The organism is Pseudomonas syringae (assembly GCF_001698815.1).
GTDB classification, from domain to species: Bacteria; Pseudomonadota; Gammaproteobacteria; order Pseudomonadales; family Pseudomonadaceae; genus Aquipseudomonas; species Aquipseudomonas syringae_A.
Genome location: NZ_LGSI01000030.1, coordinates 1 through 11,684, shown reverse-complemented (window position 1 = coordinate 11,684; position 11,684 = coordinate 1). Strand labels below are relative to the sequence as shown.

10 protein-coding genes, 4 tRNA genes and 1 riboswitch are annotated in these 11,684 nt (G+C 55.5%); of the genes, 5 read left to right on the top strand and 9 right to left on the bottom strand.

Annotation, left to right across the window (positions count from 1 at the left end):
* Positions 1–633: 633 nt before the first annotated feature.
* Positions 634–710, bottom strand: a tRNA-Arg gene (locus AFK24_RS07655).
* A gap of 313 nt (positions 711–1,023) precedes the next feature.
* Between AFK24_RS07655 and AFK24_RS07650 the strand changes: the two genes are divergently transcribed.
* From AFK24_RS07650 to AFK24_RS07640, 3 genes are all read left to right on the top strand, one after another.
* Positions 1,024–1,263: a hypothetical protein gene (locus AFK24_RS07650; RefSeq protein WP_065832684.1), complete on the top strand. Its 240-nt coding sequence runs from the start codon at positions 1,024–1,026 to the stop codon at positions 1,261–1,263.
* A gap of 34 nt (positions 1,264–1,297) precedes the next feature.
* Positions 1,298–1,483 carry a PA3371 family protein gene (locus tag AFK24_RS07645; RefSeq protein WP_065832683.1) on the top strand — a complete coding sequence of 62 codons (186 nt, stop codon included), beginning with the start codon at positions 1,298–1,300 and terminating at the stop codon, positions 1,481–1,483.
* Positions 1,484–1,907: 424 nt separating this feature from the next.
* Positions 1,908–2,237, top strand: a complete 330-nt coding sequence (locus AFK24_RS07640; protein ID WP_020290519.1) for an Arc family DNA-binding protein — start codon at positions 1,908–1,910, stop codon at positions 2,235–2,237.
* A gap of 134 nt (positions 2,238–2,371) precedes the next feature.
* Here AFK24_RS07640 and mgtE read toward each other — a convergent pair whose 3' ends face one another.
* The gene (mgtE, locus tag AFK24_RS07635) at positions 2,372–3,814 is read right to left on the bottom strand and encodes a magnesium transporter (RefSeq protein WP_065832682.1); all 1,443 of its coding nucleotides are present in this window, start codon (positions 3,812–3,814) and stop codon (positions 2,372–2,374) included.
* 322 nt (positions 3,815–4,136) lie between these two features.
* Here mgtE and bamE point away from each other — a divergent pair, with 322 nt between their 5' ends.
* Positions 4,137–4,652: an outer membrane protein assembly factor BamE domain-containing protein gene (gene bamE, locus AFK24_RS07630; protein WP_065832681.1), complete on the top strand. Its 516-nt coding sequence runs from the start codon at positions 4,137–4,139 to the stop codon at positions 4,650–4,652.
* 41 nt (positions 4,653–4,693) lie between these two features.
* Here the strand turns inward: bamE and AFK24_RS07625 are convergent.
* The 7 genes from AFK24_RS07625 to ltaE form a co-directional block, all read right to left on the bottom strand.
* A tRNA-Arg gene (locus AFK24_RS07625) sits at positions 4,694–4,770 on the bottom strand.
* A 72-nt stretch (positions 4,771–4,842) separates the two neighbouring features.
* Positions 4,843–4,919 (bottom strand) — tRNA-Arg (locus AFK24_RS07620).
* A gap of 106 nt (positions 4,920–5,025) precedes the next feature.
* Positions 5,026–5,116: transfer RNA gene (locus AFK24_RS07615), tRNA-Ser, on the bottom strand.
* 62 nt (positions 5,117–5,178) lie between these two features.
* Positions 5,179–5,367, bottom strand: coding sequence for a carbon storage regulator CsrA (csrA, locus tag AFK24_RS07610; RefSeq protein WP_065832680.1), 189 nt, complete (start codon positions 5,365–5,367; stop codon positions 5,179–5,181).
* Positions 5,368–5,536: 169 nt separating this feature from the next.
* Entirely contained in the window at positions 5,537–6,769 is a 1,233-nt protein-coding gene (locus AFK24_RS07605) for an aspartate kinase (protein WP_020290523.1), read from the bottom strand.
* Positions 6,770–6,862: 93 nt separating this feature from the next.
* Entirely contained in the window at positions 6,863–9,487 is a 2,625-nt protein-coding gene (alaS, locus tag AFK24_RS07600; protein ID WP_065832679.1) for an alanine--tRNA ligase, read from the bottom strand.
* Between the two features lie 144 nt (positions 9,488–9,631).
* Positions 9,632–10,636, bottom strand: coding sequence for a low-specificity L-threonine aldolase (gene ltaE / locus AFK24_RS07595; RefSeq protein WP_065832678.1), 1,005 nt, complete (start codon positions 10,634–10,636; stop codon positions 9,632–9,634).
* 197 nt (positions 10,637–10,833) lie between these two features.
* A riboswitch (FMN riboswitch) is annotated at positions 10,834–10,989 on the top strand.
* A gap of 128 nt (positions 10,990–11,117) precedes the next feature.
* On the opposite strand from ltaE, the gene AFK24_RS07590 reads away from it, so the two are divergent.
* Positions 11,118–11,630, top strand: a complete 513-nt coding sequence (locus tag AFK24_RS07590) for a 6,7-dimethyl-8-ribityllumazine synthase (protein ID WP_065832677.1) — start codon at positions 11,118–11,120, stop codon at positions 11,628–11,630.
* The last annotated feature ends 54 nt before the right edge of the window (positions 11,631–11,684 follow it).

The following is an 11,684-nucleotide window of genomic DNA, read 5'->3' as shown; positions in this document are numbered from 1 at the left end:
ATCGTGATTTATCCTGCCGCCAGCGTTCAATCTGAGCCATGATCAAACTCTTCAGTTCAAACATCTTTGGGTTTTGAGAAAACCCTAAACTTGGCTCAGCAATCGTTGGTTATTTCTTTGATTTCTCGCGGAGTAACTTACGATGCTGATAATCAGTTGACTTCAGTCTGACAGCGCAAGCACCCACACGAATTGCTTGATTCAATTGTTAAAGAGCGGGTGGTTAAGATCTTTCGTCTCAACCGAGGCGCGCATTCTACAGCAGCACCCGTTACTGTCAAGCGGTTATTTTCCGAAGCTTTCAAAGTTTCCTTTGCAACTTCAACCACTTGCGCTTCGATCAACTTCACGTTGCTCGTTAGCGGGAGGCGAATTCTACAGGATTAATGTACGCCGTCAACCACCCCTGCAAACCTTTTTTCCATCACATCAAAACTCGCTGGTTCGGCTATCTATAAGCAGCTTCCCGACTAGCCTAATGACGATCCAAATCGGCTGCTTATATGACGACCGCACACACCACGCTCAGCGCTAAAACACAAAAGCCCCGACTCATGGAGTGCGGGGCCTTTGCTGAACTGAATGAGGTATGAGCGCCTACTGACGCCGCCGAACCTGATAAAGCTATTTATATGGTGTCCCAGGGCAGGTTCGAACTGCCAACCTTCCCCTTAGGAGGGGGATGCTCTATCCAATTGAGCTACTGAGACACAGCTGCCGGCCCAGGTTGCACCACCAGCGGAACGGCGTGCATGTTAACGGCACAGCCCGACTTTGTCATGTCGTGATTGCCCGCAAACCCTGTAGGACACACCCTTCAGACGCAACCGACGCAGAACCATCATGCAATTTGCACTACTGCCAAAGGCCATCATTGCAAAACGCAACCCGGCCTCGCCGCCAAGCTCTTGCAAAACATTGATTTTAAAAGGTTTTCTACCGTTACTTTATTGGCATGCAGAGTGCACCATGCAAGGAGTGGAGAACAGTCACCTAAGAAAGTTCAGTCGGAGGTACATGAAGATGAACATCGCCCTGTCAGTGTTGAACGCAGCAGCCCTGGTCGCATTGGTGACTTTTCATTTTCAGGACGACGGATCACAGACCGAGTCGGCGGCCGTTCAAGCCCAGCCACATCACCTCCTGCGCCAAGCGCCTCAATTGGCAATCATGACTAACCAACGTCACGAAGCAGCGATGGTTGCCAACGAGAGCGATACTTCAGCCCAAACGACTCAAAGTGGCCCACGCTGGGTTTTCTGAGAACTGTATCTGCCTGCACAAACCGAGATATGCCATGTCAAAAGCCGCCGTGCTATTTATCACCGTGACACTCATGTTCATGAGCATCGACTTACTGCTCCCAGCCAATACTGACGCGATGAGCTACGCGGCACGAATTGCGGCCGGAGTTTCATTCAGCGCATTCGTTATCGCCCTGATGATGGGTCGACGCTTCAAATTTGATCCAGTGCTGCGCTGAAGCCGCTTTAGTCTCACGCCACCAAGCGCCACCCATCAGCCCCCCCCCGGAACCGAAATGCGACAACGGAAGATTTCTGTCGTCCGTCGGCCCGCATTAGTATTTACTGCAATTGCCTCTAAGCTGAAGACAGATAGCCATCATGGCAATTGGCAGCCACGGACGACGGATGCCAGACAGATGGGCGGCAGAATCGGTTTTTTTTGCAGAGCCGCTCGCAATTCTGACAATCGGTGCTGGCAAATCGCCTTTATGTAGGTCAACATTTGTCACAGAATTGACGCCAAGGATCCGGCGGATTGAGGCATGATTGCGACCTCTTAAGACAATCCGGATTGAACATTTTGCCAAACTGACTGTCAGAGAATGACATCTTGCGGCGACTTGCTAGAACCGCTCTCCCCTGAACTAACCGGTTAAATATATGAGCCCTATGAAACAGGCTACTTATTCCAGCCGTACGGCTGACAAGTTCGTTGTACGCCTACCAGACGGCATGCGGAATCGTGTGCAAGAGGTAGCCAAAAATCATCATCGAAGCATGAACTCCGAGATCATTGCTCGTCTCGAACAAAGCTTGATTCAGGAAGGTGCGCTGGGCGATGAGCCAAGCCTGCGCCTTGATAGCCCTGAGCTGTCCCTGCATGAACGCGAATTGCTGCAACGCTTTCGGCAACTTTCACACCGCCAACAGAATGCTCTTGTTTCCTTGATTGCCCATGACACTGAACTTGCTGCAGATAACGAAGCCTGACAGCAAGATCAAAAAAAACCAGCCAGCCCAGCGCTAGCTTTATTTGTTGTAGTCTTTTTCTTTATTGCCTGTAAGACGTATTTTCAAGACAAAAAAAACCGCCTCTCATGAGGCGGTTTTTTTATGCATGCAAATCAAAGCAGGAAGATGGTCGCCAACCCCAGAAAGATAAAGAAACCACCGCTGTCCGTCATTGCTGTAATCATCACACTGGCCCCCATTGCGGGGTCGCGCCCCAGACGAGCCAGGGTCATCGGGATCGTGACGCCCATCAGCGCAGCCAGGAGAAGGTTCAGGGTCATCGCAGCGGTCATTACCACACCCAGTGACCAGCTGCCATACAGCATGTAGGCGACAATACCGATTACCCCGCCCCACACTACGCCGTTGATCAAACCTACAACCAACTCCTTACGCAGCAGACGCGACGTATTACCGGTGTTGACCTGGTCCAGCGCCATCGCCCGCACGATCATTGTGATCGTCTGATTGCCGGAGTTTCCGCCAATGCCTGCAACGATAGGCATCAACGCAGCCAGAGCGACCAGCTTTTCGATCGAGCCTTCGAACAAGCCGATTACCCGGGATGCAATGAAAGCAGTTACCAGATTGACTGCCAGCCATGCCCAACGGTTACGCAACGACTTCCAGACGGAGGCGAAGATATCTTCTTCCTCACGCAGACCCGCCATGTTCAGGACTTCGGTTTCGCTTTCTTCACGAATGAGGTCAACCATTTCGTCGATGGTCAAACGGCCGATCAGCTTGCCGTTCTTATCCACCACCGGCGATGAAATCAAGTCGTAACGTTCAAAGGCTTGCGCAGCCTCGTAGGCATCGCCGTCCGGGTGAAAACTCACCGGATCGTTAGCCATGACCTCGGAAACCTGCTTCTCAGGGTCGTTGACCAACAGACGCTTGATAGGCAAAACACCCTTGAGCACACCGTCGTAATCGACAACGAACAGCTTGTCAGTGTGGCCCGGCAGCTCCTTGAGACGACGCAGATAACGCAACACGACTTCGAGACTGACGTCCTCCCGAATGGTCACCATCTCGAAGTCCATCAGTGCGCCGACTTGCTCCTCATCGTAAGACAAGGCCGAACGCACGCGCTCACGCTGCTGGCTATCCAGCGCTTCCATGAGCTCATGGACAACATCGCGAGGTAATTCGGGAGCAAGGTCGGCGAGTTCGTCGGCGTCCATCTCCTTGGCCGCAGCCAACAGCTCGTGATCGTCCATATCGGCGATCAGCGTTTCTCTGACGGAATCGGAAACTTCGAGGAGGATGTCGCCGTCGCGCTCAGCCTTGACCAGTTGCCAGACCGTCAGACGATCTTCAAGTGGCAGCGCTTCAAGAATGTAGGCGACGTCGGCAGAGTGAAGGTCATCGAGCTTGCGTTGCAATTCGACGAGATTCTGCCGGTGAACGAGATTTTCTACACGGTCTTGATTTTGACCCTCCTGGCGGTGGGTCAGATCTTCAACGATACGCTGGCGCTGCAGGAGCTCGATAACTTGAGCCAGACGATCCTGCAGACTTTCCTGCGTTTTTTTTACTTCAATTTGGGTCATAGGCGAACTCCACTCCCAGCAGCGGAGCACGCCAGGAGATCAATCAGTTAATGCATGATTGTTGAAAAAAACTGTTGAGTAGCTACTGGGTAAGTCCATGGAGGGATTCCACAAGCCCCGGCGGGGCTGACGCGCGCAATCATACACCGCCTGAGCGGGTCGCACGCTACAAAATTCAGCCTGGAACAAGCGCTTGCAACACAAACTTAAACAATGCACGAGTCAGGACAACGGCGACGCAACATCCAGCCAAGAAAACACGCTCGTCGGCCAATCTGCATTTGTTTAGCCTTGGGGCCAGACACGTCACGGAGGACGCCGCATGACCATTCAACCCCGCCAGGTGCTATGCAGCGCCCTGCTCTGCCTACCGCTATCCCTGCACGCGACCATCGTGCAGCGCTGCGAAGATCCTGCCGGCAATGTCACCTACACATCTCTTGGCTGCCCAAGCGATCACGGCATGCAATTACAGAACGCCTTCAACGCTCCACCTGGAAGCAAGAGCAATACAGCGCTACTTCCGCCGCAAGACCAACCACCCCGCCGACAAAGCAGAGCAACAGCAACAGCAACCCACCAGGAAAACCAATTAACGGTCGTGGGCCAGCGCGACGACGGCTGCGGCAACCGCTTGAGCGCTGAACAGCGGCGGCGGGCAATTATCAATCAGCAGACTCCACCCGGAATGACCAAGCGCGACGTCGAAAGCTTACTAGGTAGGCCAGACAAGGTTGTGAGCCGAAACGGAGAGACTCGCTACACATACAACGCGAAGAAGGGCCGCAGCAGCCAGGTCACTTTTGATGAGATGGGCTGCGTAAAAGGCAAACGCTAGACGGCAAAAAGCCCGCATCGAGATGCGGGCTTTTTGGTGTTTGGTGCACTCGACAGGATTCGAACCTGTGACCGCTCGGTTCGTAGCCGAGTACTCTATCCAGCTGAGCTACGAGTGCATTGGCGTTTGATAAACCAGACCACCGCTGGCTTGAAGCAAGTTATCTGCATTACTGCAAACAACCTTTAAATGGTGCACTCGACAGGATTCGAACCTGTGACCGCTCGGTTCGTAGCCGAGTACTCTATCCAGCTGAGCTACGAGTGCATTTGTTGCCGCGCATTATAGGCCGTTGAATCTTTTGGTCAAGCACTTTATCTAGTAAATTCAAACACTTACCGATGAAGCCAGAAACAACGTACTACGCAAATAATGGCGGAGAACGGGGGATTCGAACCCCCGACACCCTTTTGAGGTGTACTCCCTTAGCAGGGGAGCGCCTTCGGCCACTCGGCCAGCTCTCCGCAACACGGGGCGTATAATAACCACCCTTTTCCCCGTTTGCAAACCAAAAATTCAATAAAAATTAATGGCTTGGTTCCTGGTCCTTCTCTTTCTTGATACGCAGGTAAATCTCTTCACGGTGAACAGCGACTTCCTTGGGCGCGTCGACACCAATTCGCACCTGATTACCTTTGACGCCAAGCACCGTCACGGTAATTTCGCCATCACCAATGATCAGGCTCTCTGCGCATCGACGAGTCAGAATCAGCATACCTTTCTCCTCACGCATTACATTCAGGGACAACAGTCGTCAGAACTGGCAGGCCGCATCAGCGTTCAAGCGGGCGCTGCCTGAGTATTGACCAGCGCAAAGAAAAGAACAGGCTTTGCGCCATCAATAAAACAAAAGGCGCAGTCAAACCGCGCCTTTTGACCATGCATCACTCACCCTGTCGGGGCGCATCCAGCTCGAACGCAGTGTGAAGGGCTCGTACTGCCAACTCCAGATACTTCTCTTCGATCACAACGGAAACCTTGATTTCCGAAGTCGAGATCATCTGGATGTTAATGCTCTCTTTCGCCAACGCTTCGAACATGCGACTGGCGACACCCGCATGCGAACGCATACCGACGCCGACAATCGACACCTTGGCGATCTTGGTGTCGCCGGAAACCTCACGTGCGCCGATTTCGCTGGCGGTGGTTTCCAGGACCTGCAAGGCAGCCTGATAGTCATTGCGGTGAACGGTAAAGGTGAAGTCGGTGGTGTTATCGTGCGCCACGTTCTGCACGATCATGTCGACTTCGATATTCGCGCCACTGATCGGCCCGAGAATCTTGAAGGCCACGCCTGGCGTGTCTGGCACACCACGGATGGTCAGCTTGGCTTCATCGCGATTGAAAGCGATGCCGGAAATGATCGGCTGTTCCATGGATTCCTCTTCATCAATGGTAATGAGGGTGCCCGGACCCTCCTTGAAGCTGTGCAATACGCGCAGCGGAACGTTGTACTTGCCGGCAAACTCGACAGCGCGGATTTGCAGCACCTTGGAACCGAGGCTGGCCATTTCCAGCATCTCTTCAAAGGTGATCTTGTCCAGGCGCTGGGCTTGCGACACCACTCGCGGGTCAGTGGTATAGACGCCATCGACGTCGGTATAGATCTGGCACTCATCGGCCTTGAGCGCTGCTGCCAGCGCCACACCAGTGGTGTCCGAGCCGCCACGACCCAGGGTCGTGATATTGCCGTTCTCATCGACGCCCTGGAAACCGGCGACGACAACAACACGACCGGCCTTCAGGTCAGCGCGAATTTTCTGATCGTCTATCTGCAGGATACGCGCCTTGTTATGCGCGCTGTCCGTCAGGATACGAACCTGATTACCGGTATAGGAAACCGCTGGCACGCCACGCTTGATCAAGGCCATGGCCAACAACGCGATGGTTACCTGCTCGCCAGTGGAAACGATCACGTCCAGTTCACGAGGAACCGGCTGATCGCTGATCTGCCTGGCCAGTTCGATCAGACGATTGGTCTCACCGCTCATGGCCGACAGCACCACGACCAGGTCATCGCCTGCTTCGCGGAATTTTTTGACTTTGTCAGCTACTTGCTCGATGCGCTCAACGGAGCCTACCGAGGTGCCTCCAAATTTTTGTACGATTAAAGCCATCTCAAAGCCGCCTCAGCCCATTAAGGGCGCCCATTAAACGTTCAAACCCAAGCGCCAAGGCCTGCTGCCGCGCAACAGGCCTGGAAGGTCGACTTAAATACCCTGTTCGACAAAAGGAACCGTCAGCGCCAGCGCTGCATCCAGCGCACTCGCGTCGACGCCGCCGCCTTGAGCCATATCAGGACGACCGCCACCTTTACCACCCACGGCGGCGGCCGCTTGCTTCATCAAATCACCGGCTTTGAGTTGGCCAGTCAGGTCTTTGGTCACGCCTGCGACCAGTACGACCTTATCTTCATGAACACCGCCAAGCAGGATCACTGCGCGGCCGAGCTTGTTCTTCAACTGATCGACAAGCGCCAGCAGCGCCTTGCCATCCTGACCGTCCAGGCGCACGGCCAGTACTTTCACGCCGTTGACATCCAGTGCGGCAGACGACAGATCGTCACCCGCAGCGCTGGCCGCCTTGGCCTGCAATTGTTCAAGCTGTTTTTCCAGCAGACGATTGCGCTCGAGCACAGCCGCAAGCTTGTCCAGCAGGTTGTCGCGATTGCCCTTGATCAGGGTCGCGGCTTCCTTGAGTTGATCTTCGGCCGAATTAAGGTAGGCCAGGGCCGCAGCGCCGGTCACCGCCTCGATACGCCGCACGCCGGCAGCAACGCCGCCTTCGCTGACGATCTTGAATACAGCAATGTCGCCGGTGCGGTCGGCGTGTATGCCACCGCACAGCTCAACAGAGAAATCGCCGCCCATGCTCAGGACCCGCACGCTATCGCCGTACTTCTCGCCGAACAGCGCCATGGCGCCTTTCTGCTTGGCGGTCTCGATATCGGTTTCAATCGTCTCGACAGCGGTGTTTTTGCGCACCTGTTCGTTGACGATTTCTTCCAGGGCTTTCAATTGCTCCGGCTTGATCGCTTCAAAGTGACTGAAGTCGAAGCGCAGACGCTGACTGTCGACCAGGGAGCCCTTCTGGGTCACATGCTCGCCCAGCACCTGACGCAATGCGGCGTGCAGCAAGTGCGTCGCCGAGTGGTTCAGCGAAGTGGCATGACGAACGTCAGCCTCCACTTCGGCATTCACCGCAGCGCCGACCTTCAGGCTGCCAGTCGCCACCACGCCGTGATGCAGGAACGCACCACCGGTCTTGGTGGTGTCACGCACATCGAAACGCACGTCGCCTGCCTGAATGAAACCGCAATCGCCTATCTGACCGCCGGACTCGGCATAGAACGGCGTGGTGTCGAGGATCACAACGCCCTCTTCACCTTCGCCCAACTGTTCAACCGCCTTGCCGTCCTTATAAAGAGCAACAACGCTGGCCTCACTGCGGGTGGCTTTGTAACCGATGAAGTTGGTCGCCACGTCAACCTTGACCAGGCTGTTGTAGTCCATGCCGAACGAACTGGCCGAACGGGCACGCACACGCTGGGCATCCATCTCGCGCTCGAAACCTTCCTCGTCGAGGGTCAGGTTGCGTTCGCGAGCGATGTCGCCGGTCAGGTCCATCGGGAAACCGTAGGTGTCGTAGAGTTTGAACACCACATCTCCGGGAACCACTGTGCCTTTAAGCTCAGTCAGATCCTGCTCGAGGATTTTCAGACCCTGTTCAAGGGTCTTGGCGAATTGCTCTTCTTCCGCCTTGAGCACACGTTCAATGTGCGATTGCTGCTGGGTCAGTTCCGGGAAGGCAGTGCCCATCTCGGCAACCAGCGCGGCAACGATCTGATAGAAGAAGCTGCCCTTGGCGCCCAGCTTGTTGCCGTGACGGCAGGCGCGACGAATGATGCGACGCAGCACGTAGCCGCGACCTTCGCTGGACGGCAGCACGCCATCGGCGATCAGGAAACCGCAGGAACGAATGTGGTCAGCCACGACTTTCAGCGAAGCCTGGTTGTCGTTGGTGCAGCCGATGGCCTTGGCCGCAGCGGCCAGCAGGCTCTGGAACAGGTCGATCTCGTAGTTCGAGTTCACGTGCTGCAAGACGGCGCTGACTCGCTCCAGGCCCATGCCGGTATCCACCGACGGCGCTGGCAACGGGTGCAATACGCCATCGGCGGTGCGATTGAACTGCATGAACACGTTGTTCCAGATTTCGATGTAGCGGTCGCCATCTTCTTCCGGCGAGCCTGGTGGGCCACCCCAGATGTCGGCGCCGTGGTCAAAGAAAATCTCGGTGCACGGGCCGCACGGGCCGGTATCGCCCATGGTCCAGAAGTTGTCCGAAGCGTATGGCGCGCCCTTGTTGTCGCCAATACGGACCATGCGCTCGGCAGGCACGCCGATTTCCTTGGTCCAGATATCGTAGGCTTCGTCATCGGTGGCATAGACCGTGACCCAGAGTTTTTCCTTGGGCAGGTTCAGCCATTTGTCCGAGGTCAGGAACGTCCAGGCGTAGGTAATGGCGTCACGCTTGAAATAATCGCCAAAACTGAAGTTGCCGAGCATTTCGAAAAAAGTGTGGTGACGAGCGGTATAACCGACGTTGTCCAGGTCATTGTGCTTGCCACCGGCGCGCACGCACTTCTGGCTGCTTACGGCACGGGTATAGGCCCGTTTTTCCTGGCCCAGGAAGCAATCCTTGAACTGGTTCATACCCGCGTTGGTGAACAGCAGGGTTGGGTCATTGCCCGGGATCAAAGAGCTGGAGGCAACACGGGTGTGGCCCTGCTCTTCGAAGAAGCCCAGGAAGGCTTCACGGATTTCTGCGCTTTTCATAGGTTCTTCCACGGAGACTGCGGCCAGAGGCAAGTGCAAAACGTCAATTGACGTAGCGACGGCAAAGGGCCGCATTATATAGGCGTTGCGTCGTCGGTACAGCGTGTTTGTTTGATAGAAACAAGCTACTGGACTATCGGCACCTCACGTACGAGCAAACTCGGCAAACGTGGCGATGACTTGTTCGATCTGGCTACGGGAAACATTCAGGTGCGTGACCATGCGCAGGCGCGGGGCGGCGCTCAGCCGGATGCCACGCTCGGCGCAGGACGTCTTCAGCGCCTCCGACCGATTATCAATCTGTACATAGACCATATTGGTCTGCACCGGCTCCACCTGGTAACCAAGATCAGTCAAGCCTTGGGCCAGAAACGCAGCATTGGCATGGTCATCAGCCAGGCGCTCGACTTGATTATCCAGCGCATACATCCCCGCCGCTGCGAGCATTCCCGCCTGACGCATGCCGCCACCGACCATCTTGCGCAGGCGGCGCGCCTTACCGATCAATTCCCGCGAGCCGCACAGCACCGAGCCGACAGGGGCGCCCAGCCCTTTGGACAGACACACCGAAACCGAATCGAAATGCTGGGTGATTTCCCGCGCACCAACGCCCAGCTTGACGGCTGCGTTGTAAAGACGCGCGCCATCGAGATGCAGCGCAAGGCCTTGCTCCTGCGTCAGCTTGCGCGCGGCCGCCAGATAGTCCAGGGAAAGCACTTTGCCTTGCATGGTGTTTTCCAATGCCAGCAAACGCGTGCGGGCAAAGTGAAAATCATCCGGCTTGATGGTCGCCAGCACTTGCCCCAGATCCAGCGAGCCATCGGCCTGCACCTCAAGCGGCTGAGGCTGAATGGAACCCAGCACCGCTGCACCGCCGCCTTCGTACTTATAGGTGTGAGCTTGCTGGCCCACGATGTATTCGTCGCCACGCTCGCAATGCGCCATCAATCCCAGCAGATTGCTCATGGTGCCGGAGGGCACAAACAGTGCTGCGGCAAAGCCCAGTTCTTCGGCAAGCCGCGCTTCCAGCGTGTTGACGCTCGGATCTTCGCCATACACATCGTCACCCAACGGTGCTTGCGCCATGGCGGCCAGCATGCCTTTGGTTGGCTGAGTAACTGTGTCGCTGCGCAGATCGATGACCGTCACGTGAAGCTCCTTGGGAACGAATTCGGGGTTTGAAACAAGGTATTACTAAGGCCATCGAGCGAGATAATCAAGGCGGTGCAGCGCCAATGTATCAATTCGTTATAAGAAAAACGCAGCCCCCCCCCGACTAAAGCGTTTATGCACAATCCACAGATCTGTGATAAAAACTGCCCGCCGACAAATTATTGCTGTCGGCAAAACGTTCTCAGGGCGGGGTGCGATTCCCCACCGGCGGTAATGACGCGCAATGCGTTTAGCCCGCGAGCGCTTGCACTGCCAAAGCGGTGCAAGGTCAGCAGACCCGGTTGGATTCCGGGGCCGACGGTCATAGTCCGGATGAAGAGAGAACGGGATTGGCAGCAAAGGACCGTCCGTACAGCAATGCCATGAACTCAATCGTTCTGGCGAAGTGTGTTCGTACCCCTTGAATCCCTTTCGATCCAAAGCGCCCTGTTTTTTTCACAAACAGGAGACAGAACACATGCAACCCACCGCAATCGACAGCAAAAGCAAAAACCATTCGAACGAACGTATCGCGTTTATTCAGGCCTGCTGGCACAAAGATATTGTCGATCAGAGCCGAATTGGCTTTGTCGCTGAGATGGCCACTCAGGGCTACACCGAAGCCGATATCGATTTCTTTGAAGTCGGCGGTGCATTTGAAATCCCTCTGCATGCAAAGTTGCTGGCCAACAGCGGTCGCTATGCGGGCATTGTCGCGGCGGGCCTGGTAGTGGATGGCGGCCTGTATCGTCATGAGTTCGTTGCTCAATCAGTCATCAGTGCCCTGATGCAAGTACAGCTGGAGACCCAGGTTCCCGTTTTCTCGGTGGTGCTGACACCGCACAACTTCCACGCTGGCGATGAGCACCAGAATTTCTTCTTCAATCATTTCGTCGTGAAAGGCAAGGAAGCGGCACAAACCTGCGCTGATACGCTGAACAAGCTGCGCGACCTGCGTCGCGCTCTGACCTCGCAGAAGGCCGCAGGCTAAACAGCGAAATTCTGTTGGCGAGGCTTGCTGTAGGACCGGCTTTAGCCGGGAGGG

Excerpts from the sequence above, each read along its gene's own strand:
- AFK24_RS07650 (WP_065832684.1), top strand. The coding sequence starts at position 1,024 with ATGAACATCGCCCTGTCAGTGTTGAACGCAGCAGCCCTGGTCGCATTG.
- AFK24_RS07645 (WP_065832683.1), top strand. The coding sequence starts at position 1,298 with ATGTCAAAAGCCGCCGTGCTATTTATCACCGTGACACTCATGTTCATG.
- AFK24_RS07640 (WP_020290519.1), top strand. The coding sequence starts at position 1,908 with ATGAGCCCTATGAAACAGGCTACTTATTCCAGCCGTACGGCTGACAAG.
- mgtE (WP_065832682.1), bottom strand. The coding sequence starts at position 3,814 with ATGACCCAAATTGAAGTAAAAAAAACGCAGGAAAGTCTGCAGGATCGT.
- bamE (WP_065832681.1), top strand. The coding sequence starts at position 4,137 with ATGACCATTCAACCCCGCCAGGTGCTATGCAGCGCCCTGCTCTGCCTA.
- csrA (WP_065832680.1), bottom strand. The coding sequence starts at position 5,367 with ATGCTGATTCTGACTCGTCGATGCGCAGAGAGCCTGATCATTGGTGAT.
- AFK24_RS07605 (WP_020290523.1), bottom strand. The coding sequence starts at position 6,769 with ATGGCTTTAATCGTACAAAAATTTGGAGGCACCTCGGTAGGCTCCGTT.
- alaS (WP_065832679.1), bottom strand. The coding sequence starts at position 9,487 with ATGAAAAGCGCAGAAATCCGTGAAGCCTTCCTGGGCTTCTTCGAAGAG.
- AFK24_RS07590 (WP_065832677.1), top strand. The coding sequence starts at position 11,118 with ATGCAACCCACCGCAATCGACAGCAAAAGCAAAAACCATTCGAACGAA.